This is a genomic window from Serratia sp. JUb9, assembly GCF_014298095.1.
GTDB lineage: Bacteria > Pseudomonadota > Gammaproteobacteria > Enterobacterales > Enterobacteriaceae > Serratia_B > Serratia_B rhizosphaerae.
Genome location: NZ_CP060416.1, coordinates 2,308,118 through 2,331,070, shown reverse-complemented (window position 1 = coordinate 2,331,070; position 22,953 = coordinate 2,308,118). Strand labels below are relative to the sequence as shown.

At 55.2% G+C, this 22,953-nt stretch carries 23 protein-coding genes, 2 tRNA genes and 1 other RNA gene; 13 read left to right on the top strand and 13 right to left on the bottom strand.

The window, feature by feature from the left end:
* Positions 1–28 precede the first annotated feature (28 nt).
* The gene (locus HF675_RS11080) at positions 29–613 is read right to left on the bottom strand and encodes a thymidine kinase (protein ID WP_105231348.1); all 585 of its coding nucleotides are present in this window, start codon (positions 611–613) and stop codon (positions 29–31) included.
* 660 nt (positions 614–1,273) lie between these two features.
* Here HF675_RS11080 and hns point away from each other — a divergent pair.
* Positions 1,274–1,678 (top strand): histone-like nucleoid-structuring protein H-NS, encoded by a 405-nt coding sequence (gene hns, locus HF675_RS11075; protein ID WP_105231349.1) that lies wholly within the window; start codon positions 1,274–1,276, stop codon positions 1,676–1,678.
* A 174-nt stretch (positions 1,679–1,852) separates the two neighbouring features.
* Here the strand turns inward: hns and HF675_RS11070 are convergent, their stop codons facing one another.
* From HF675_RS11070 to rssA, 5 genes are all read right to left on the bottom strand, one after another.
* Complete coding sequence (locus HF675_RS11070; RefSeq protein ID WP_105231350.1) at positions 1,853–2,863, bottom strand: NAD-dependent epimerase; 1,011 nt, start codon at positions 2,861–2,863, stop codon at positions 1,853–1,855.
* Positions 2,864–2,872: 9 nt separating this feature from the next.
* Positions 2,873–4,216: a UDP-glucose/GDP-mannose dehydrogenase family protein gene (locus tag HF675_RS11065; protein ID WP_105231351.1), complete on the bottom strand. Its 1,344-nt coding sequence runs from the start codon at positions 4,214–4,216 to the stop codon at positions 2,873–2,875.
* A 38-nt stretch (positions 4,217–4,254) separates the two neighbouring features.
* Positions 4,255–5,172: a UTP--glucose-1-phosphate uridylyltransferase GalU gene (galU, locus tag HF675_RS11060; protein ID WP_105231352.1), complete on the bottom strand. Its 918-nt coding sequence runs from the start codon at positions 5,170–5,172 to the stop codon at positions 4,255–4,257.
* 205 nt (positions 5,173–5,377) lie between these two features.
* Positions 5,378–6,391 (bottom strand): two-component system response regulator RssB, encoded by a 1,014-nt coding sequence (gene rssB / locus HF675_RS11055; protein ID WP_105231353.1) that lies wholly within the window; start codon positions 6,389–6,391, stop codon positions 5,378–5,380.
* Between the two features lie 104 nt (positions 6,392–6,495).
* A complete protein-coding gene (rssA, locus tag HF675_RS11050; RefSeq protein WP_105231354.1) occupies positions 6,496–7,395 on the bottom strand; it encodes a patatin-like phospholipase RssA in 900 nt (299 codons plus the stop codon).
* A 147-nt stretch (positions 7,396–7,542) separates the two neighbouring features.
* On the opposite strand from rssA, the gene HF675_RS11045 reads away from it, so the two are divergent.
* The 8 genes from HF675_RS11045 (at position 7,543) to HF675_RS11010 (ending at position 11,783) form a co-directional block, all read left to right on the top strand.
* A complete protein-coding gene (locus HF675_RS11045; RefSeq protein ID WP_187044604.1) occupies positions 7,543–8,007 on the top strand; it encodes a YchJ family protein in 465 nt (154 codons plus the stop codon).
* A gap of 68 nt (positions 8,008–8,075) precedes the next feature.
* The gene (gene purU, locus HF675_RS11040; RefSeq protein ID WP_105231356.1) at positions 8,076–8,924 is read left to right on the top strand and encodes a formyltetrahydrofolate deformylase; all 849 of its coding nucleotides are present in this window, start codon (positions 8,076–8,078) and stop codon (positions 8,922–8,924) included.
* A gap of 255 nt (positions 8,925–9,179) precedes the next feature.
* Positions 9,180–9,264: transfer RNA gene (locus tag HF675_RS11035), tRNA-Tyr, on the top strand.
* A gap of 107 nt (positions 9,265–9,371) precedes the next feature.
* Positions 9,372–9,456 (top strand) — tRNA-Tyr (locus tag HF675_RS11030).
* A 45-nt stretch (positions 9,457–9,501) separates the two neighbouring features.
* Positions 9,502–9,628: non-coding RNA, RtT sRNA (locus HF675_RS11025), on the top strand.
* A gap of 225 nt (positions 9,629–9,853) precedes the next feature.
* Positions 9,854–10,426, top strand: coding sequence for a TIGR00730 family Rossman fold protein (locus HF675_RS11020; RefSeq protein ID WP_105231357.1), 573 nt, complete (start codon positions 9,854–9,856; stop codon positions 10,424–10,426).
* Positions 10,427–10,526: 100 nt separating this feature from the next.
* A complete protein-coding gene (gene xthA / locus HF675_RS11015; protein WP_105231358.1) occupies positions 10,527–11,333 on the top strand; it encodes an exodeoxyribonuclease III in 807 nt (268 codons plus the stop codon).
* Between the two features lie 45 nt (positions 11,334–11,378).
* A complete protein-coding gene (locus HF675_RS11010) occupies positions 11,379–11,783 on the top strand; it encodes a pyrimidine (deoxy)nucleoside triphosphate diphosphatase (RefSeq protein ID WP_187044603.1) in 405 nt (134 codons plus the stop codon).
* A gap of 5 nt (positions 11,784–11,788) precedes the next feature.
* On the opposite strand, the gene HF675_RS11005 is transcribed toward HF675_RS11010, so the two are convergent.
* The 5 genes from HF675_RS11005 to HF675_RS10985 all read right to left on the bottom strand — a co-directional run bounded on the left by HF675_RS11005 (position 11,789) and on the right by HF675_RS10985 (position 16,953).
* Positions 11,789–12,076 (bottom strand): DUF1496 domain-containing protein, encoded by a 288-nt coding sequence (locus tag HF675_RS11005; protein WP_111736982.1) that lies wholly within the window; start codon positions 12,074–12,076, stop codon positions 11,789–11,791.
* The gene (locus HF675_RS11000) at positions 12,073–13,998 is read right to left on the bottom strand and encodes a DNA topoisomerase III (RefSeq protein WP_187044602.1); all 1,926 of its coding nucleotides are present in this window, start codon (positions 13,996–13,998) and stop codon (positions 12,073–12,075) included. Before HF675_RS11000 ends, HF675_RS11005 begins: the two co-directional genes overlap by 4 nt.
* The gene (gene mnmH / locus HF675_RS10995; protein WP_187044601.1) at positions 13,998–15,113 is read right to left on the bottom strand and encodes a tRNA 2-selenouridine(34) synthase MnmH; all 1,116 of its coding nucleotides are present in this window, start codon (positions 15,111–15,113) and stop codon (positions 13,998–14,000) included. The genes HF675_RS11000 and mnmH overlap by 1 nt, the downstream gene beginning before the upstream one ends.
* Before the next feature lie 2 nt (positions 15,114–15,115).
* Complete coding sequence (gene selD, locus HF675_RS10990; RefSeq protein ID WP_187044600.1) at positions 15,116–16,159, bottom strand: selenide, water dikinase SelD; 1,044 nt, start codon at positions 16,157–16,159, stop codon at positions 15,116–15,118.
* Positions 16,160–16,401: 242 nt separating this feature from the next.
* Complete coding sequence (locus tag HF675_RS10985; protein ID WP_105231364.1) at positions 16,402–16,953, bottom strand: NAD(P)H nitroreductase; 552 nt, start codon at positions 16,951–16,953, stop codon at positions 16,402–16,404.
* A gap of 161 nt (positions 16,954–17,114) precedes the next feature.
* Here HF675_RS10985 and sppA point away from each other — a divergent pair, with 161 nt between their 5' ends.
* The 3 genes from sppA (at position 17,115) to pncA (ending at position 20,728) form a co-directional block, all read left to right on the top strand.
* The gene (gene sppA / locus HF675_RS10980; RefSeq protein ID WP_105231365.1) at positions 17,115–18,968 is read left to right on the top strand and encodes a signal peptide peptidase SppA; all 1,854 of its coding nucleotides are present in this window, start codon (positions 17,115–17,117) and stop codon (positions 18,966–18,968) included.
* Between the two features lie 94 nt (positions 18,969–19,062).
* Positions 19,063–20,079 carry an asparaginase gene (gene ansA, locus HF675_RS10975; RefSeq protein WP_105231366.1) on the top strand — a complete coding sequence of 339 codons (1,017 nt, stop codon included), beginning with the start codon at positions 19,063–19,065 and terminating at the stop codon, positions 20,077–20,079.
* 16 nt (positions 20,080–20,095) lie between these two features.
* A complete protein-coding gene (gene pncA / locus HF675_RS10970; RefSeq protein ID WP_187044599.1) occupies positions 20,096–20,728 on the top strand; it encodes a bifunctional nicotinamidase/pyrazinamidase in 633 nt (210 codons plus the stop codon).
* A gap of 55 nt (positions 20,729–20,783) precedes the next feature.
* Here the strand turns inward: pncA and HF675_RS10965 are convergent, their stop codons facing one another.
* On the bottom strand, positions 20,784–21,056 hold the full coding sequence (locus HF675_RS10965) for a YeaC family protein (RefSeq protein ID WP_015672571.1): 273 nt from the start codon (positions 21,054–21,056) through the stop codon (positions 20,784–20,786).
* A gap of 69 nt (positions 21,057–21,125) precedes the next feature.
* Positions 21,126–21,539 (bottom strand): peptide-methionine (R)-S-oxide reductase MsrB, encoded by a 414-nt coding sequence (gene msrB / locus HF675_RS10960; RefSeq protein ID WP_105231368.1) that lies wholly within the window; start codon positions 21,537–21,539, stop codon positions 21,126–21,128.
* 348 nt (positions 21,540–21,887) lie between these two features.
* Here msrB and gapA point away from each other — a divergent pair, with 348 nt between their 5' ends.
* On the top strand, positions 21,888–22,883 hold the full coding sequence (gene gapA, locus HF675_RS10955; protein ID WP_015672573.1) for a glyceraldehyde-3-phosphate dehydrogenase: 996 nt from the start codon (positions 21,888–21,890) through the stop codon (positions 22,881–22,883).
* Positions 22,884–22,953 lie beyond the last annotated feature (70 nt).

Below are 22,953 nucleotides of genomic sequence, written 5' to 3'. Positions count from 1 at the left end.
GTTTTTTTATGCGATATCACGCTGCAGATTAATCCTCCGCGTGCATCGCCTCTTTGTAATGTTTGCGGCACACCGACACATAGCTCTCATTGCCGCCAATCACCACCTGAGCGCCCGCCTGCATCGCTTTGCCGTGTTCATCAAGCCGCAACACCATATTCGCCTTACGGCCGCAGTGGCAGATGGTTTTCAACTCCACCAGCTTATCCGCCCATGCCAGCAGGTACTGGCTGCCGATAAACAGTTCACCGAGAAAATCGGTACGCAGACCGTAACACAATACCGGAATATCCAGCTGATCAACCACGTCGCACAGTTGCTCGACCTGCGCTTTACTCAGGAACTGACTTTCGTCCACCAGCACACAGTGTACCGTCTGTTGCTGGTGCTCCTGATTAATCATGGCAAACAGCGACGTGTCATTATTATACAACTGCGCCTGTGATGAGAGACCAATCCGCGAACTTACCTTCCCGACGCCAAAGCGGTGGTCAATCTCTGCAGTGAACACCAGCGTACGCATACCACGTTCTTGATAATTATATGAAGATTGCAACAGCGCGGTGGATTTCCCCGCGTTCATTGCCGAGTAATAAAAATAAAGTTGAGCCATGAGCCAGCAATTCCAGGTGGTATAAGAAATATTCAGATATCGATTCTGAGAATCAAGTGTATCACAAGCTGACGATGCGCCAGTATCGATAACCGCGTAGCGTAAAACGCCCTGCTGTCCCTCCCCCCCTTAGGCTATTTACCGCCGGAGGATGGCCCACACACTATTAATTAATGCTAATGGTTTGCCCTGAGATAAAAGATACGGGCTACCCATTACGTTTAGATGTAACGCCGTATAGCCCAGACACCATCCTTGTTAGCTAAATAAATTACCCACAGGGCGCGAACTGCTATTTATAGTTCGTCATCCTCAAACATCACATCCTGACAAAATCTTTACGCATATACCCCTATTGTTTACATACCATCATGTCGGATTGACTCGTCAATGCAGAGGCTAATATCGATATAAAATGCAATTATTTCCCGGCAATGAAAGCCTGCAGCTCACAAACATGCACAATTGCTGTTGAAAAATTGGCTTAAAAAGCCCACCATTAAAACCGAACATAAAGCGGTGTAATAACCCGGACTGTTCCGAGTAATGGTTTTTAAATGGCATATTTGGGGACTCTTCGCAATTTGGCTATTGCAGAAAAGAAAAGAGCACTCTATTATTATCCAGACGCCCCCACCAATATAAATTGAGACTAGGACAATGAGCGAAGCCTTAAAAATTTTGAACAACATCCGTACTCTGCGCGCGCAAGCCAGAGAATGCAGCCTGGACACTCTGGAAGAGATGCTTGAGAAACTGGAAGTTGTTGTGAACGAACGTCGCGAAGAAGACAGCCAGGCTCAAGCAGAAATCGAAGAGCGTACCCGTAAACTGCAGCAATACCGTGAAATGCTGATTGCAGACGGTATTGATCCTAACGAACTGCTGCAGACCATGGCCGCTAAATCCGCTGGTAAAGCAAAGCGTGCTGCACGTCCGGCTAAATACCAATATAAAGATGAAAACGGCGAAACCAAAACCTGGACTGGCCAGGGCCGTACTCCAGCCGTGATCAAGAAAGCTATCGAAGAGCAAGGTAAATCTCTGGAAGATTTCCTGCTGTAATAGCGCTGCTTAATCGCATTAAAAAGGCTCCTGCGGGGGCCTTTTTGCTGTCTGTCGCCCTCTCGCAATATCACGTTTCGTTACGTGAAATGAGCCAGGCATGTCAAATGATGCCATAAGCGGAAATAGAAAAAGGGGCCGTAGCCCCTTTAATTTTCGCAGTAAGCAGCTTGTTTACTGCACGTGATAAAACGCTTTATACCAATCGACAAAACGCTTCACCCCTTCCTCGACGCTGGTCGCCGGCTTAAAGCCAATCGTGCTATACAGCTCCTTGGTATCTGCACTGGTATCCAAAACGTCGCCAGGTTGCATCGGCAGCATATTTTTATGCGCCGTCACGCCTAACGCATTTTCCAGCGCGCTGATATATTCCATCAGCTTAACCGGTGAACTGTTGCCGATATTATATACATGGTATGGCGCGGAACTGGTGGCCGGAGACCCCTGCTCAACGCTCCACTCGGCGTTCGGTTGCGGAATGATATCCTGCAAACGCACTATGGCTTCGGCAATATCATCGATGTAGGTAAAATCACGATGCATCTCGCCGTGATTATATACATCGATACTTTCACCGGCCAATATTGCCTTGGTAAACTTGAACAGCGCCATATCAGGGCGCCCCCACGGGCCATAGACGGTAAAGAAACGCAGGCCTGTGGTAGGTAAGCCATATAAATGCGAGTAGCTGTGTGACATCAGCTCATTGGCTTTTTTCGTCGCTGCGTACAGAGAAACCGGATGATCGACAGAATCCTCCGTAGAGAACGGCAGCTTGCGATTAAGGCCATAAACCGAACTGGAAGACGCGTAAAGCAAATGCTCAACGTTATTATGCCGACACCCTTCCAATACGTTTAAATGACCGATCAAGTTGGAATCGGCATAGGCCATTGGATTATCCAGCGAATAACGTACCCCGGCCTGAGCGCCAAGGTGAATCACCCGCTGAAACTGGTGTTCGGCAAACAATGTTGCGATCCCTTCACGGTCCGCCAGGTCCAGCTTGATAAACTGAAAGGCCGGATACCCGGCCAAAAGGTCAAGACGCGCGACTTTCAGGCTGACGTCATAGTAGTCATTCAGGTTGTCGATACCGACAACCTGATGCCCTGCGGTCAACAAACGCTCGGCAACGTGATAGCCAATAAACCCAGCGGCGCCTGTAACCAAAAATTTCATACTCACCTCTTAAATGACCGGCTGCACCGATGCACCACGGCCAATCGCATAGTATGTGAAGCCACGGTTTTGCAGACGCTCAGGATCGTACAGGTTACGGCCATCGAAGATCACCGGCTCCTTCAATGCGCCTTTAATCGCGTCAAAGTCCGGCGCGCGGAAGTTCTGCCATTCGGTGCAAATGACCAGTGCATCGGCGCCTTTCAGCGCTGCTTCTTTGGTCCCCATCAGTTTCAGATCGTCGCGGTCGCCATAGATGCGCTGCGTTTCGTTCATCGCTTCAGGATCATAAGCCTGCACGCTGGCGCCTGCTTCCCACAATGCTTCCATCAGTACACGGCTGGAAGCTTCACGCATGTCGTCGGTGTTCGGCTTGAACGCCAATCCCCACAGTGCGAAGGTTTTACCACGCAGATCTTCACCGAAGTAGTGTTTGATAAACTGCACCAGCTTGCTCTTCTGCTGGTAGTTCACCTGCTCCACCGCCTGCAGCAGTTTCGGCTGGTAGCCAATATTTTCAGAGGTGCGGATCAGCGCCTGCACATCTTTCGGGAAACAGGAACCGCCGTAGCCGCAGCCCGGGTAGATAAAGTGGTAGCCAATGCGCGAGTCGGAACCGATGCCCTGACGCACTTTTTCAATATCGGCACCCAGCAGTTCCGCCAGGTTAGAGATTTCATTCATGAAGCTGATTTTGGTCGCCAGCATGCAGTTAGCCGCATATTTGGTCAGCTCGGCGCTGCGGATATCCATCAGAATCATACGATCGTGATTGCGGTTAAACGGCTCATACAGCTCACGAATCGGCTCGATAACATCTTTGTTATCCGTACCGATAACGATACGCTCCGGACGCATACAGTCGGCAACCGCCGCCCCTTCTTTCAGGAACTCAGGGTTGGAAACCACGTCGAAGGTCAACGTGCTGCCACGTTTTTCCAGCGTCTCGGCCATTACCTGGCGCACTTTATCTGCAGTGCCGACCGGCACGGTAGATTTGTCAATCACCACTTTATGATCGGCCATATGTTCTGCAATGGTACGGGCTACTGCCGTCACATATTTCAGATCGGCAGAGCCGTCTTCATCCGGCGGCGTACCTACGGCGATAAACTGGATGATGCCGTGTTCAATACCGGCTTTGGCATCGGTAGTGAAGTGCAACCGGCCAGCTTCATAGTTCTGCTGCACCAACGGGGTCAGGCCCGGTTCAAAAATAGGGATGTTCCCTTTCTTCAAGTTTTCGACTTTGCGCTCATCAACGTCAATACACATTACGTCATGACCAACCTCAGCCAGCACCGCAGCCTGTACCAAGCCTACGTAGCCAATACCAAAAACGGTTACTTTCATGGGAAATCCTAGTTTTTCAAATTAAGACGGAAAATGGATCAGATCTTTTCAGCGGCGGCAAACTGCTGCAACCACTGGGAAAATTCTTTGCCCAGGCTGGCATGGCGCAGCCCGTACTCGACAAACGCCTGCATATAGCCCAGTTTATTGCCGCAATCGTGGCTTTTACCCTTCAGGTGATAAGCCTCAACCGACTCTTTACGCATCAGCATATCGATAGCGTCAGTCAGCTGGATTTCATCACCGGCTCCCGGTGGGGTGTGAGCCAGCAGCGCCCAGATATCGGCAGACAACACATAGCGCCCGACGATCGCCAAGTTGGACGGCGCCTGCGCCGGCGATGGTTTTTCTACCACGCTGACCATTGGCGCGCTTTCACCCGGCTGCAGATCGTAACCTTTACAATCGGCCACGCCGTAGCTGCCGACGTTTTCCTGCGGTACCGGTTCAACCATAATCTGGCTGGTGCCGCTCTGTTCGAAACGCGTCAGCATGTCATGCAGATTGTCTTTGGTCAGATCCGCGCTGTATTCATCCAGAATGACATCCGGCAGCACCACCGCTACCGGCTCATCACCGACCAACGGATAGGCGCACATGATCGCGTGGCCCAAGCCTTTCGCAACCCCCTGACGTACCTGCATAACCGTTACGCCTGGCGGACAAATAGACTGAACCTCGTCAAGCAACTGGCGCTTCACGCGTTTTTCCAGCATGGCTTCCAGTTCAAAGCTGGTATCAAAATGGTTTTCGATAGAGTTTTTAGAGGAGTGCGTTACCAGAACGATTTCGTTGATCCCAGCGGCAATACATTCATTGACGACGTATTGGATCAGAGGCTTATCCACCAGCGGCAGCATCTCCTTCGGTATCGCCTTTGTTGCCGGTAACATCCGTGTGCCTAATCCAGCCACCGGGATCACTGCTTTTCTGACTTTCCGATTTAAAGCAGACATTATTCCTCTCTTAAACTACGCTCAATTTATGAGCTTTTATCCGTTATACAAAACTCTCGGAGTATACCAGCTAAATAGCAGCGAGCATTACCCCTTATTGAAATCGGGAGAAATTAGGACAATTACCCAAGTGCCGGGTTTACGATGATTATTAACCCTTAATTGCGTGGTAAATTATGTCGAATATATGGACACAATTGCGTATTCATTCCGCACTGAGCATCAAGCGTAATCGGCCGCCCGTCCCCCACACCTGACACTGCCAAGCCGCGCAGCGCTGGCTGATTTGGTTCATGTAGGCCGCGCCCAGGGTGCCCAGCGGCACGCCGTTGCTCAGTTGTATTTGATTATCACCGGTATTGACGTTGGCGTGCAGGCCGGCAGAAACCAGAATCAGGTTTTTATATTCGGCATGGTAGTAACCAAGCAGCAGGGGAAATTGCCCGTCCAATTTCCCCTGACGCAATAATTGATTAACTTGTTTTAACAGTGTTGACATTTGCGGCAGACGGTGACGCTGATTAGCTAAATGATCTTGTAACAAGCCATTAAATAAAGCGCGCAATAATAACGCGGCCAGCACGCCATTATCACCGGCGCGAGTGACATCCAGACAATAAAACGCCAAATCGTTCTCTGACAGCGCCGCGATATCCAATACCAGGCCGGGATTCTCACCGGTGGTCAACTGACGGTAATTTATACGACAATGGGCAATCGTCTGTTGAACCGGCGGCTGCAGCTGCTTCAGCAAACGCGCCGCCTCGGAAGGGTTCTTACTCAGCGCATCCCAGTCCTGCAGCAGGTCGGCTTCCTCTAACGCCGGTGAGGTGAACATATTGGGGTATAGGCAGGCCAGCACCGCTTCGCGCAGGCGATTAAGATCGGTTAACGGCTTCAGTAGTACATCCTGGACGCCCAGACGCAGCACTTTAGCGATATCCGCCATTTTATCGGTGGCCGAAATCACCAGAATCGGGATCTTGTCCCCTTGCAGACGCAGATGCTCAACAAACTCGATCCCGCCCATTTCCGGCATCGCCAGATCGCACAGAATCAGATCGGGCTGCACATCCTCAACGGCACTCAGCGCCTGTAACCCATTACTGGCCTCATGCGATTGCGCGCCCAACGATTTCAGATAGCCGACAAGCACCGAACGAAAGACCTGTTCGTCTTCAACAATCAAAATGCGCTTGCCTGTCAGTGGTAGTGCCATTAGCCGAGCCTCTTCCCTTTTCATGTTGTAATAGTGGCTCAAAATGGCCACTTGCGCCTGCCGGAAATCAGCCTGACGTTGCGTTTTGCCGTGAATCGCGGTAACTATTTTTGTTTTATCAACGGCAACAGCTGCTCAAGCTGTTTTTCCACCGCCAGGCTTCCCGCGGCGATAGCTTCCTCCGCCCGATGAAAATCCAGCGTGGATATTTGCGGACAGTAAGGTTGGATCAGGACATCCGGCGGATCGCCCGCCATACGGTTTCGTTTCAGACGATTCTCTAACACTTGAATCGATGTGCTCATGATTTCCATCGCGGTCGGCGTAAAGTTGGTTTTTTTGATGCGCATTTTACCGATACGCTCACGCAACCGTCCGCGCCAGTTATCCGCCATCGCCACCGGCTCCTCCGCTTCGCTGCGTACCGAAAACAGATCCTGCTGCATTAGATGCGCATCATGCTGCAAATCAACCGCGATGACGATATCCGCCCCCAGCGCACGGGTCAACGAAATAGGCACCGGGTTCACCACCGCGCCGTCCACCAGCCAGTAACCGTCGAACCAAACCGGCGACAGCAACCCCGGCATACTGCACGACGCCCGCACGGCCTGATGAATATCCCCCCGGGTTAACCATAATTCGCGGCCGGTGCTGAGGTTAGTGGCCACCGCGCCAAATTTCAGCGCACACTGTTCAATGTCGTTAATATTCAGCAGTTGCCCCACCGCATTAAAGACCCGTTCACCGCGCAGCAGGCCGCCGCGCCGCCAGGACAGATCCATCAGACGAATCACGTCCCAGTAGCTGAATGAGCGCACCCATTTCTCCATCGCCGGCAGCCGGTGACAGGCATAAGCCGCACCCACCAGCGAACCGACGGAACAACCGGCGACAATATCAGGCTCGATCCCCATTTTCTTCAGGGCATTGATGACGCCGATATGCGCCCATCCTTTGGCCGATCCCGCCCCTAACGCCAGCCCAATTTTGATTTGTCGCATGATCGTCCGCCTTCTGCCGGTGAAATTGTTTTGCACATTGCCTTAAAGGGTACATTGTCACCAATAAATATTGTTAGGTAACATATGCGCTCAATGTGTCTGAATATCGGCCAGTATCGACAATGGCCGCAGGTTTTAGGAGTTATTTTGTCTGAATTATGCCCCTGCGGCAGCGGCGCCGGGTACAACGCCTGCTGTGAGCCTTATATCAGCGGCGTTGCAACCGCACCAACGCCAGGCAAGCTGATGCGCTCGCGCTATACGGCCTATGTCAAGCAGCAGGTCGATTACCTGATCGCCAGCTGGCATCCGGATTGCAACGCCGCACAGTGGCGCGACGCCATCGTCGAAAGTTTTCAAACCACCCGCTGGCTGGGCCTAACGATTGTGGCGGAACAAAACGGCCGAGACGACGATGAAGGCTTCGTCGAGTTTATAGCCCGCTTTACCGACGGCGACCATGCCAGCCCTCAGGCCATGCATGAACGCTCCCGCTTCCTTCGCCAGGAGCAACGCTGGTACTATATCGACGGCACCCGGCCGCAACCGGGACGAAACGACCCTTGCCCCTGCGGCTCGGGGAAAAAATATAAAAAATGCTGCGGGCGTTAAGTTCGCGGTGAAAAGTACGCTGACGCCGGCAATGACCGGCGCTTCAGTATCAGACAGGATCCTCATCCATGCCACACCAAAATATACAACGTAAAGTATTACGCACTATCTGCCCTGACTCGAAAGGGCTGATCGCCAAGATCACCAATATTTGCTACAAGCATCAGCTCAATATTGTGCAAAACAATGAGTTCGTCGACCATCGCACCGGGCGTTTCTTTATGCGCACCGAACTGGAAGGCATCTTCAACGACAGCACGCTGCTGGCCGACCTGGACGACGCACTGCCGGAAGGCTCAGCGCGCGAATTGCACAGCGCAGGACGCCGCCGCATCGTGGTGCTGGTCACCAAAGAAGCCCACTGTCTGGGCGATTTGCTGATGAAAAGCGCCTACGGCGGCCTGGATGTTGAAATCGCTGCGGTGATCGGCAATCACGATACCCTGCAAACGCTGGTGGAGCGCTTCGACATTCCTTTCCATCTGGTAAGTCATGAGGGGTTGACGCGCGAGCAGCATGACCAGCAGATGATCGCCCAGATCGATCAATATCAGCCCGACTACGTGGTGCTGGCCAAATATATGCGCGTGCTGACGCCGGCATTCGTCCAGCATTACCCTAATCAGGTCATAAATATCCACCATTCGTTCCTGCCGGCGTTTATCGGCGCGCGCCCTTATCACCAGGCCTACGAGCGCGGGGTTAAAATCATCGGCGCCACGGCACACTATGTGAACGATAATCTGGATGAAGGCCCAATCATCATGCAGGACGTGATCCACGTCGACCACACCTATTCTGCCGAAGACATGATGCGTGCCGGGCGCGACGTAGAGAAAAACGTTCTCAGCCGCGCGCTGTATCACGTGCTGGCGCAGCGGGTGTTCGTCTACGGCAACCGAACCGTTATTCTGTAATCGTTACCCCGCCATCTCCTGCCGCTTGGTCGGCGGCGGGAGATTGCATAAAAACATCGCACTCTGTTCACAGATGCAGCGCCAAGAATAAAAAAACGGCAAACAATTCATTTTCTGCATTTCAATGCTTTACACCGGCGCTTCATTTGATATGATGCGCCCCGCTTACCGAGACAGCGCTTACGCAGCCAAGGTAGCAAGGGAAGCCGGTCAGCTTCCTGGTAGTTTAAAATTCGTAAAATCCACGAATTTCGTGGTGGGGTTCCCGAGCGGCCAAAGGGAGCAGACTGTAAATCTGCCGTCACAGACTTCGAAGGTTCGAATCCTTCCCCCACCACCATCTTCCTCTTTTCAAGAGGATGCTTAGCAAGCATTATGATGCAGTGCACTCATGTGCGTTACACCTTCTATGTTTGCGTCTACAATTTGTAAATCCATGAATATCATGGTGGGGTTCCCGAGCGGCCAAAGGGAGCAGACTGTAAATCTGCCGTCACAGACTTCGAAGGTTCGAATCCTTCCCCCACCACCATCTCTTCAAAGCTCTCAACGCATACCAGCGTCTCAAAAGCCACATAATTCTCCACACAGGGGGAGGATGAGAAGCTTCGATAAGGTTCGAGTTGAGCGTAGCGAAACAACGCGCTTCAGCGCGGCCCGAAGGGTGAGGAGCGTAGCGACGAATAATCCTTCCCCCACCACCATCTCTTCAAAGCTCCTAACGCATACCAGCGTCTCAAAAGCCACATAATTCTCCGCACTGGGGAAGGATGAGAAGCTTCGGCAAGGTTCGCGACGCGCGCTGTTTTGCGTGCCAAACATCGCGAAACGGCAATATCCTGACCACTTTCCTACGCCCAAACTTGAACTCCCCGGCGCAATTAGCTATACCACATGCTTCTTTTACGCAGTAAGGAAAGGAAAAGTGCATGCGTCATAATATTTGCGTTTTTTGCGGCGCCAGTGAAGGCGTTAACCCCGATTATGCCGAGCACGCCCGCAAGCTCGGACACGCTTTAGCCACTCAGGGACGACGTTTAATCTATGGTGGCGGCAAGAAAGGCTTGATGGGCATTGTCGCGGATGCGGTACTGGAGGCGGGAGGAGAAGCCATTGGCATTATCCCTGAGCGTTTGGTCGAAGCGGAAACCGCGCATCGCGGCCTGACCAGCCTGGAAGTGGTGCCCGATATGCATACCCGTAAGGCGCGCATGGCCGCACAGGCGGACGCGTTTATCGCCCTGCCGGGCGGCATCGGCACGTTGGAAGAACTGTTCGAAATCTGGACCTGGGGCCAAATCGGCTATCACAATAAACCCGTCGGGCTGCTGGATATCAATGGCTTCTACCGCCCTTTAAATCACTTCCTGCAGCACGTTGCCGATCAGGGCTTTATGCGCCATGACTATCTCGGCACCCTGCATACCAGCGACTCAGCGTCTACATTGCTGCAGCAGTTCGATGACTACCAACCGAAAAATTACGATCGCTGGGCAAAATAATGGTCGACGGCCAGCGGCGGCGGTCGCTGGCTTACGTTACATTTAGCGCCAAACTCTGCTACTATCACAACACATTTTTCTCGTGAAAACGGCACCGCTCATGAAGTTTGTCTCTTTTAATATCAATGGACTGCGCGCGCGTCCCCATCAGTTGGCCGCAATTATCGAACAGCACCAGCCCGACGTGATCGGCCTGCAGGAAACCAAAGTTCACGATGACATGTTTCCGCTGGAAGAAGTCAGCAAACACGGCTACCACGTGTTCTACCACGGTCAGAAAGGCCACTACGGCGTCGCCCTGCTGACCAAAGAGGCGCCTATCGCCGTACGTCGCGGTTTCCCGACCGATGAAGAGGATGCGCAGCGCCGCATTATCATGGCCGATCTGGCCACGCCGCAGGGCACGCTGACGGTGATTAACGGCTACTTCCCGCAGGGCGAAAGCCGCGACCATCCGGTAAAATTCCCGGCAAAAACCCGCTTCTATCAAGATCTGCAAGACTATCTTGAACAGCAGCTGTCGGTAGAAAACCCGGTACTGATTATGGGCGATATGAATATCAGCCCAAGCGATTACGACATCGGTATCGGCGAAGAGAACCGTAAACGTTGGCTGCGCACCGGCAAATGCTCCTTCCTGCCGGAAGAACGCGAGTGGATGGCGCGTCTGTTGAACTGGGGCCTGGTTGATACCTACCGCCATGCCAATCCGGAGCGCAACGATGAGTTTTCCTGGTTCGACTATCGCTCCAAAGGTTTCGATGACAACCGCGGCCTGCGCATCGATCTGCTGTTAGCCAGCACGCCGCTGGCGGCACAGTGCGTGGCTACCGGCATCGATTATCAGATCCGCGGTATGGAAAAACCATCCGACCACGCGCCCGTATGGGCCGAGTTCTCGCTGTAATCATCCCACCCCGGTAACTTTGCCGGGGTCTTATTCAAAAAAAGTATGAAAACCATAGACGTGGTTGCGGCCATTATTGAACGCGACGGCAAAATTCTGTTGGCACAACGCGATGCGCAAAGCGATCAGGCCGGCTTATGGGAGTTTCCCGGCGGAAAGGTCGAGGCCGGCGAGAGCCAGCCGCAGGCGTTAGCCAGAGAGCTGGCGGAAGAACTGGGCATTGAGGCGGTTATCGGCGACTATGTCGCCAGCAATAGCTGGCAGGCGGGTGAACGCCTTATTCGTCTGCATGCCTGGCGGGTTGGTGCGTTCAGCGGCGAATTGCAGCAGCGCTGTCATTCAGCGCTGGTTTGGGTAGAGCCGCAACGGGCCGGCGCCTACCCGCTGGCGCCGGCGGACATTCCGCTGCTGGCTGACTATCTGCGCGGCGAAACGCCACATCATTCGTGACACCGTCACCTGCTCAGGCGCACCCAAATCAACGAATGGGTGCCTACCTGTGTTTTATCACGCTGACACTGCAATAACTCACCCTCAACCTTCAGCAGCGCCCCTTCCGAATAGTTCTGATCTTGATATATACAGCAGCGCAGGCATGGCGCAGGTGCCGCCGTACTCTTCGCTGCGCCCCAGATCTCCGGCGCGACCGGCAGCACCACGTCTACGTCGCCGCGATGTGCCCCGGCCATTGAGGAAAACAGCATGCCAGCGACGGCGATCGCCAACGGCATCGGGTAATTCATTCGCTTTTCCCCCGCGCCTTGGCGGCGCTTTTTTTGCGTTTTTTACCACCGGCGCTGGCCGGCGGCGGCAACCCGCGAAACGCCAGGCTGGCTCTGCTCTGTTTAGCCTGATAAATCAGCTCCTGCAAGGTTCCCTCCAGCGGCTGCATAAAATCCTGGTAGCGACAGGATTTCTCACTAATCTGCGTCAGGGTTGCCTCCCAGTGCGCGGTCATATCCGGCCTCGCCGCCAGCTCCGGTAAAGAGTGAATCAACGCCCACCCGGTTTCCGTCGAATGGATATAACGCCCCTTTTTATACAGAAACGAGCGCTTGAACAGCAGTTCGATAATACCCGCACGCGTGGCTTCAGTACCTAAACCATCGGTCGCCCGCAGGATTTTCTTTAACGCTTTATCCTGTACAAAACGCGCGATGCCGGTCATCGCCGATAACAGGCTGGCGTCGGTAAATGGCCGCGGCGGCTGGGTCTGCCGCTCCACCACTTCGCCGCGTTCACACAGCAGTTCATCACCTTTGGCAACCACCGGCAGCGGCGCGCCCTCGTTCTCCTCATCCTGCTCTTTACTGCCTAACAGGGTACGCCAGCCGGCCTCGGCCAGAAAACGCGCCTTAGCAACAAACTTGCCGCCGGCAATGTCCAGTTCGATCACGCATTTACGGAATACCGCATCCGGACAGAACTGCAGCAGATACTGTCGTGCCACCAGCCCGTACACTTTCAGCTCGTCAGTGCTGAGGTTGGCCTTACTGGCGCGCGCGGTAGGAATAATCGCGTGGTGCGCATCGACTTTTTTATCATCCCAGCAGCGGTTGCGGCGTTCGCTGTCGATCACCTCCTGAGGGTAGAGATCCGGCTGGTGAACGCTGATGGCGTTCAACACCGCATGGCGGCCGGCAAAATGCTCCTCCGGCAGGTAGCGGCAGTCGGAGCGGGGATAAGTGATCAGTTTGTGGGTTTCATACAAGCGTTGGCAAACGTCCAGTACCTGCTGGGCGCTGAGGCCAAAACGCTTCGCTGCTTCAATCTGCAGGGTAGAAAGCGAAAACGGCAGCGGTGCGATATCGGACTCACGCTTATCGTTATAAGCGGTAACCAGCGCCGGCTGTCCTTCAATGCGCTTCACCACGTGATCGGCCAGCGGACGGTGCAGTAAGCGCCCCTCTTCATCCTGGTATGGCTCACAGGATTCGCTCGGCTGCCACAGGGCGACAAAACGCGCTTCCTGCGGCGTGACAATATGTGCTTTTACGTCGAAGAAGTCTTTCGGTACAAAGTTTTCAATATCTTCGTCACGGCGTACCACCAGCCCCAGTACCGGTGTCTGCACCCTGCCTACCGACAGCACGCCGTCGTAGCCGGCATTACGCCCCAGCAGCGTATAGGCGCGGGTCATATTGATGCCATACAGCCAGTCGGCGCGTGAACGCGCCAGCGCCGACACGCACAGCGGGATAAAGTCCCGGTTATCGCGCAGACGCTCAACCGCCCGCTCAACCGCCTGCGGGTTAAGATCGTTAATCAGGCAGCGGCGCACCGCCTGACGCTTTTCCGGCGTCAGCGCCAGATAATCCAGCACCTCGTCCACCAGCAATTGCCCTTCGCGATCCGGGTCGCCGGCGTGTACTACTTCATCCGCCTCCAGCAGCAGCTTTTTAATCGCATTCAACTGTTTGCTGACCGACGGGCGCGGCTGCAGCTGCCATTTTTCGGGAATGATCGGCAAATCTGCCAGCGACCAGCGCGCAAAGCGGCTGTCGTAGGCATCAGGCTGGGCCTGTTCCAACAGGTGGCCGACGCACCAGGTGACCACATCATTCTTGCCACAGGCGATAAAACCATCGCCGCGGCGGTGGGGTTTGGGTAACACATCAGCAATGGCGCGCGCCAAACTCGGTTTCTCGGCTATAAACAGTCGCATTATTCACCGTTTTTCTGGCTATACGTCATCAGGAATTCTCTTACTTCAGCATAGTTGCCGCGGAACACAATCCGCCGGGCTTTCTTTTCCAACTGGAAACGGTACATCGGGTCGTAATAGTACTGCAGCAACGGCACCAGCCACTCCTGGTGGGCGTTACTGCTGCCGCTGGCTAGCTGGAACTGCAGCGCCCATTCCAGCCTCTGCGTCAGCAACTGGTAGCGCTCCATGCCTAAACGACGCCGAATGGCGAACAGCCCGTGGTGGAGATATTCGCCGTAGCGCTGCCAGCCGTCCTGTTCGCCGTAGGCCTGGGTAAATGCCTGGCGCATATCGTCAATATACTCCGCCTGCAGACGCGCCAGACGCACGTCGAACGGGTCGTCAATCACCACGACCGGCGCCTGCTGCATACGATTGAACATCGGCAGCGGTATGCTGTTGGCGCCAATCAGGCGGCTCTCATCTTCCAGCACCCACTGACGGCAGCCACCATGCTGTTTTTTCAGTAATAACACAGCCAGACGATTCTCAAAATCGATCTGTGCACTTTGCCCGGCCAGCGTGCGGCCAAATGATGACCCGCGATGGCGCGCCAACCCTTCCAGATCGATACCGGTCGACAGCTCGTTCACCATCAGGGTTTTGCCGCTGCCGGTATTGCCGCCGACGATCACCATCGGCAGCTCGGCGCTGTATTCGAGGATATTCAGCAGATAGTGGCGTAACGCCTTATAGCCGCCGACAATGCGCGGGTAGTCGACGCCCGCTTCGTGCAGCCATTGCTGCACCAACTGTGAGCGCAACCCGCCGCGGAAGCAGTAAATATAACCCGCCGGCCGTTCAGCACAGGCGGCCAGCCAGGCTTCGGTTCGCGCCTGGCGGAGTACGCCGTTCACCAGGCTATGGCCCAAGGCAATCGCCTGCTGCTGGCCATGCTGCTTATAACAGGTGCCCACAGCCTGCCGTTCCCGGTCATTCATCAAAGGCAAATTCACCGCCTGCGGGAACGCGCCGGCGCTGAATTCAACCGGTGCGCGCACGTCAATCAGCGGCACATCCTGCAGGAAAATCTGGCGGTAGTCGTTGCAATCCGCCCTGCTTTGTACCGTCACCGCTACTGAACCTCGATCATCGGTTTACCGGCCACCGCGTCGTGCAGTTCGCCAACCGCTTCCAACCGCAGATCGTGGCGCGCGGCAATCGCCTGCACCTGCGCTTCGCCCTCCGGCATCACCGCCAGCAGCAGTCCGCCTGAGGTCTGCGGATCGCACAGCAGCTGACGCTGTACGTCGCTCATCGGGCCTATCAGGTGGCCGTAACTGTCAAAGTTACGGCCGGTGCCGCCCGGTACGCAGCCTTCGGTGATATAGCGTTCAACGTCCGGCAGCTTCGGCACCCGGTCAAACCAGAGCGTCGCCTGTAGCCCGGAGCCCTGACACATTTCGCTCAGGTGGCCCAACAGGCCAAAGCCGGTCACATCAGTCATCGCACTCACGCCGTCGACCTCGGCAAATTCAGCGCCCGGCAGGTTCAGCCGGCACATCACCTCGGTCGCCAGCCCAGCGTGTTCTGGCCGCAGCTGGCTTTTCTTCTCGGCGGTGGTGAGCACGCCGATCCCCAGCGGTTTGGTCAGGAATAATCTGGCGCCGGCCTGCGCAGCGCTGTTCTTTTTCACCCGTTCGGTGCTGACGATGCCGGTGACCGCCAGGCCAAAGATCGGCTCTGGCGCATCGATGGAGTGGCCGCCGGCCAGCGCAATCCCCGCCTGCCGGCAGGCATAACGTCCGCCGTCGATCACCTGCTGCGCCACTTCTGGCGGCAGTTTGTCCACCGGCCAGCCAAGAATGGCAATCGCCATGATCGGTTTGCCGCCCATGGCATACACGTCGCTGATGGCGTTGGCCGCGGCGATACGGCCGAAATCAAATGGATCGTCGACGATCGGCATAAAGAAATCAGTCGTGCTGATCACGCCGGTGCCGTTGCCGATATCGTAAACCGCCGCATCATCGCGGGTTTCATTACCCACCAGCAAACGCGGATCGACGAATTTGGCCTGTTCGCTGTGCAGAATAGTTTCGAGTACTTGCGGAGAAATCTTGCAGCCGCAGCCAGCACCGTGGCTGTACTGGGTCAGGCGGATGGTTGGCGATGTCATAGTCCACTTCCTTCGGTTAACAGCCTTCAAGATAACATATATGCCGCGATGCCAGCCCGGTGCATCACCCGGCTGAAGGCGCATTGATATGCCACCTGGGTACAACTTCAATCAATTGGAATATAGGGTAGCGCTTGCCGGAGGGATTGATAAGAGCAAGCCGACGATAATGCGTCGACCTGCTCATAAACAGTACAAAAACACAGGGTATTGCGCGTTTTTTGCGTCTCGCCCGGAAAAATTTAGAAGTAGCTGACGAACGGCGCGCTATCCGGCGCGACAACTTTGCTGGCCGCCTTCAGCTGCGGCGTGCCCAGATACAGGAAACCGACGATTTCGTCCTGCTCACGGCAGCCGAACGCTTCACGCACCTGCGCATGCGCGGTCCAGGCGCCGGTGCGCCAGATACCGTTAAATCCTTGCGCCAGCGCGGCCATCTGCATCGCCTGCACTGCGCAGCCGGCGGACACCACCTGCTCCCATTGCGGTACCTTGGGGTTGTCGCTGCAATGGGCGATCACGGTAATAATCAGCGGCGCGCGGAACGGCGCCTGTCTGGCCTTGTCAATCGCCGCATCGTCCAACCCATCCTGTCTGGCGGCCGTCTGCAACAGCTGGCTGAAACGCTCGAGCCCCTGCTCTTCAATCAGCACGAAACGCCAAGGCTGCAGCGCGCCGTGGTCGGGCGCGCGTAAACCGGCATTGATAATATTTTGCCGTACTTCACCACTCGGCGCAGGGGCCGCCAAGCGAGCGGCCGAACGGCGGTTCAACAACAGATCCAGCGCATCCATCACAAACTCCTGATAACAATTTTCATTTTCATCACGGTAGCACAGCTAAACAGCAAGTTACAGCATTGACAATAACGGCTGTCGACAGTGATTTAAAGCTGACATTTGGCTGGCCGCTCATTAGGATAACGGGACATCCTCAGCCCATGTTTGGAGAAAACATGCATACTTTGTGGCGTATCATTGCCGGAACGTTCAGGTGGACATGGCGTCTGCTGAATTTTGTCAGAGAGTTTATTCTCAACCTGTTTTTAATCGTGCTGATTTTGATCGGCGTCGGCATCTATTTTGCCTTCCAGAGCACCCCGCCGGCTGAAAGCACCCGTGGCGCACTGTTGGTCAACCTGAGCGGCGTGGTGGTCGATCAGCCCAGCATGAAAAACCGTCTCCTGCAACGCAGCCGCGAATTCCTCGGCGCCTCCGCCAGCGAGCTGCAGGAGAACTCTCTGTTCGATCTGGTCGACAGCATCCGCAAGGCCAAGGACGATAAAAACATTACCGGGTTGGTACTGCAGCTGAATGATTTTGCCGGTGCCGATCAGCCATCGCTGCAATATATCGGCAAAGCGCTACGGGAGTTCCGCGACAGCGGCAAACCGATCTACGCCATTGGCGATAGCTATAACCAGACGCAGTACTATCTGGCCAGCTACGCCAACAAGATTTACCTGTCGCCGCAGGGCAACGTCGACCTGCACGGTTTCGCCACCAACAACCTGTATTACAAGACCCTGCTCGACAAACTGAAGGTCAGCACCAATATCTTCCGCGTCGGCACCTATAAATCGGCGGTTGAGCCGCTGCTGCGCGACGACATGTCGCCGGCCGCGCGCGAAGCGGACAGCCGCTGGATAGGCAACCTGTGGCAGAACTACCTGGACACCGTGGCAGCCAACCGCCAAATTACGCCGCAGCAGCTGTTCCCCGGCGCTGCCGGCGTTCTCAGCGGTTTGCAGGCCGCCCAGGGCGACACCGCCAAGTATGCGCTCGACAACAAACTGGTGGATGAGCTGGCTTCACGCACAGTAATGGAAAATAAGCTGGTCAAGGCCTTTGGCTGGAATAAACAGACCAACGATTTTAACGCCATCAGCATTTACGACTACCAGCCGGCGCCAACGCCGGAGCAAGGCGGCCAGATCGCCGTCGTGTTCGCCAATGGCGCCATTATGGACGGCCAGCAGACGCCGGGCACGGTCGGCGGCGACACCACCGCTGCGGAACTGCGCCAGGCGCGTCTGGACCCGAAAGTAAAAGCCATCGTACTGCGGGTTAACAGCCCGGGCGGCAGCGTCAGCGCTTCCGAGGTGATCCGTTCCGAACTGGCGGCCGCCCGCGCCGCCGGCAAACCGGTGGTGGTCTCAATGGGCGGCATGGCGGCCTCCGGCGGTTACTGGATCTCTACGCCGGCGAATTACATTATCGCCAGCCCAAGCACCCTGACCGGCTCGATCGGCATCTTCGGCGTGATCAATACCTATCAGGACACGCTGGGCAGCATCGGCGTGCACACCGATGGCGTGGCGACCTCACCGCTGGCCGATCTGGCGGTAACCAAAGCGCTGCCGCCGGAGTTTGCGCAGATGATGCAGCTCAACATTGAGAACGGCTACAAGCGCTTTATCGGCCTGGTGGCGGACTCGCGCAAAATGACGCCGGAACAGGTGGATAAAATTGCGCAGGGCCACGTCTGGACCGGCAGCGACGCCAAAACCAACGGTCTGGTCGATCAATTGGGTGATTTCGATGACGCGGTGAAGAAAGCCGCCGAGCTGGCCAAACTGAAGCAGTGGCAGCTGAACTGGTTTGTTGACTCACCGAGCATGGCGGATATGGTGCTCAGCCAGTTTGGCGTCTCCATCCACGCTATGCTGCCTGCCGCCATCCAATCCATGCTGCCGGCACCGTTGGCTTCGGTGGCGATGGCGATGAAAGAGCAGCCGGGATTGTTTAATAACATGAACGATCCGCAGAACCGCTACGCCATTTGTCTGACCTGCGGCGAGGTGCGCTAAGTCATTAATCTTCGGCCCGGCGCAACGCCGGGCTTTTTTTCTGGATTTATCGTCCTATAATTCAGCCCATCTTATTCTCTACCGATTCCCTGCCATGCAAAAAAAATCCATTTACGTCGCCTATACCGGCGGCACCATCGGTATGCAGCGTTCCGAACAGGGCTATATCCCCGCCTCTGGCCACTTACAGCGCCAGCTGGCGCTGATGCCAGAGTTCCATCGCCCGGAAATGCCTGACTTCACCATTCATGAATATGCGCCCCTGATCGATTCCTCCGATATGACCCCGGAAGACTGGCAGCATATCGCCGACGATATTAAAGATAACTATCACCGTTACGACGGTTTTGTGATCCTGCATGGCACCGACACCATGGCGTTCACCGCTTCCGCGCTCTCCTTTATGCTGGAGAATCTGGATAAGCCGGTAATAGTGACAGGGTCACAAATTCCACTGGCGGAACTGCGCTCCGACGGGCAAACCAACCTGCTGAACGCGCTGTATCTGGCCGCTAACCACCCGGTGAACGAAGTCAGCCTGTTCTTCAACAATAAGCTGTTCCGCGGCAACCGCACCACCAAGGCGCATGCCGACGGCTTTGACGCCTTCGCCTCGCCCAACCTGCCGCCGCTGCTGGAAGCCGGTATCCACATCCGCCGTCAAAGCGGCATCGCGTCGCCGGCCTGTCATGGTGAGCTGAAGGTGCACAATATTACGCCGCAGCCGATCGGCGTGGTGACCATTTACCCTGGCATCTCCGGCGCGGTGGTGCGTAATTTCCTGCTGCAGCCGGTCAAGGCGCTGATTTTACGCTCCTACGGCGTTGGCAACGCGCCGCAAAAAGCTGAACTGGTCGATGAACTGCGCGCCGCGTCCGAACGTGGCATCGTGGTGGTCAACCTCACCCAGTGCATGTCCGGCCGGGTAAATATGGGCGGCTACGCCACCGGCAACGCGCTGGCGCATGCCGGCGTCATCAGCGGTTTTGATATGACCGTCGAAGCCGCGCTGACGAAACTGCACTATCTGCTGAGCCTGCCGCTGACGCCCGCCGAGATCCGCCAGCAGATGCAGCAAGACTTGCGCGGCGAACTGAGCGCCGCGGGCTAAAATACCGGGAGAGACGATGAACAGCGCCCTGTTATTGATTGATTTGCAAAACGACTTCTGCCCCGGCGGCGCATTGGCGGTCACAGATGGCGATGCCGTCATCGCAGTGGCCAACCAGGCGATCGCCGCCAGCCACGACCGCGGCGACTGGGTGGTTGCCAGTCAGGACTGGCATCCGATGCAGCATCGCAGTTTTGCCGTTAATTCATCAGGGCTGGTCGGCGAATTGGGTGAGCTGGAAGGATTGCCGCAGGTCTGGTGGCCGGTTCACTGCGTCCAGGAAAGCGCCGGCGCCGAGTTTCATCCGCGCCTGCAGCAGCGGCAAATCGATGCGGTATTTCGCAAGGGACAGGATCCGGCCATCGACAGCTACAGCGCGTTTTTTGATAACGGCCACCGAGCAAAAACCGCGCTGGATGATTGGCTGCAACAACGCAACGTCAGCACGCTGACGATCATGGGGCTGGCAACCGACTACTGCGTAAAGTTCAGCGTGCTGGACGCCCTGCAGCTGGGTTACGCCGTTCAGGTCATTAGCGACGGCTGCCGCGGCGTTAACCTGCAGCCCGATGACAGCGATCGGGCGCTGCAGGCAATGCAGCAGGCCGGCGCGCAATTAGTGACCTTGTCACAATTTCTGCAGCGCTAAACGACAAACGGGCGATCTGACATCGCCCGTTTGCACACTGCGCCCTGCCCGCCGCTTACTGCGGTTTCAGCTTAATCAGCGGCTCTGCGGCGAACTGCTGCTTCAACTCTTGCTTGCTCTTCATCACGATCTGGCCGTCGGTGCCGATGCTCATATGTTGCGGATCGTGGTTATGCATTGCCTGCCACAGCATCACCGCCTGCAGGCTGTTTTCTTTCTGTTCCGGCGTCAGCGCCACGCCGTCCGGCCATTTACCCAGCTCAACCGCCTGCGCCAGGCGCTGGTAAATCTCCGGCGTCATCGCCGCAACCAAATCCTTCACGTCCATCAGGGCCGTCCTTCACTTATTCCTACTGCCGTTGAATAATAGCTGAATCGATTTTTCTAAAAAATTCGCTCAGCCTGCCGTCTTCTCGCCGTTGGCGGCGTCGGTAAAACTCAGCGAGGCGGAGTTAACGCAATAACGCTCGCCGGTCGGCTGCGGGCCGTCGGGGAACACGTGGCCCAGGTGCGCATCACAGTTACCGCAGCGAATCTCAACTCGCTGCATATTATGTGAATTATCATCAAGATAGCGGATGGCATCGTCGGACACCGGCTCATAGAAACTTGGCCAGCCGCAGCCGGAGTCATACTTGCTTTCGGAATAAAACAGCGGCGCATTACAGCAGAGGCAATGGTAGAGACCATCGCGTTTGTTCTGCAGCAATTTGCCGGAATACGGCGCTTCCGTACCGTGTTCCTGGGTCACATAACGTTGTATTTCATTCAGTTCCGTGACCGGGGTGTGGGGGGCGTGATCTTTGCTCATAGATGCGATTCCCGAAATATGGATAATGTCAACGAAAACAATGATTAATGATAACAAAAAATTAACAGCGCTGCAGGCCTTTTTAGCCTAAACTGTAGCGCATAAAGTCCACGCCGGGGCGTTATGTGATGGCGATCACATATCTGACCCAAGCGCTCTTTAAACTCGGCGGTTTGCCCCCATTTTCCCAATGAGGCCGAACGCAAACGGAATGTACAATAAGCGTGCAAACTCAGCTCTCAGCTTTGACTTGCCGCAAGAATTGACACGATTCCGCTTGACGCTGGGTAAGGTTTTTGTAATTTTACAACCAACCTTTTATTCACTAACAAATAGCTGGTGGAATATATGACTATCAAAGTAGGTATCAACGGTTTTGGCCGTATCGGCCGCATTGTTTTCCGTGCTGCTCAGGAACGTTCCGACATCGAAATCGTTGCAATCAACGATCTGTTGGACGCGGAGTACATGGCTTACATGCTGAAGTATGACTCTACCCACGGCCGTTTCAACGGTACGGTAGAAGTTAAAGACGGCCACCTGGTTGTTAACGGCAAAACTATCCGTGTTACCGCAGAGAAAGACCCGGCTAACCTGAAGTGGAACGAAGTGGGTGTTGACGTTGTTGCTGAAGCAACCGGTATCTTCCTGACCGACGAAACCGCACGTAAACACATCACCGCAGGCGCGAAGAAAGTTGTGCTGACCGGCCCTTCCAAAGATGCGACCCCAATGTTCGTACGCGGCGCCAACTTTGAAAAATACGCTGGCCAGGATATCGTTTCCAACGCATCTTGCACCACTAACTGCCTGGCTCCGCTGGCTAAAGTCATCAACGACAAGTTCGGCATCGTTGAAGGCCTGATGACCACCGTTCACGCTACGACCGCAACGCAGAAAACCGTTGATGGCCCGTCTCACAAAGACTGGCGCGGCGGCCGCGGCGCATCCCAGAACATCATCCCTTCTTCTACCGGCGCAGCAAAAGCGGTAGGCGTTGTTCTGCCTGAACTGAAAGGCAAACTGACCGGTATGGCGTTCCGCGTTCCGACTCCAAACGTATCTGTGGTTGACCTGACCGTGCGTCTGGAAAAATCTGCCACTTACGAAGACATCAAGAAAGCCATCAAAGAAGCCGCTGAAGGCGAGCTGAAAGGCGTTCTGGGCTACACCGAAGACGACGTGGTTTCTACCGACTTCAACGGTGAAGTGCTGACTTCCGTATTCGATGCCAAAGCAGGTATCGCGCTGAACGACAACTTTGTGAAACTGGTTTCCTGGTACGACAACGAAACTGGCTACTCCAACAAAGTACTGGATCTGATCGCTCACATCTCCAAATAATGGCGTGATGTACAGCTGATTGACGAGGGCGACATTAATGTCGCCCTTTTTTATTGGTTTTTCTCCCCTG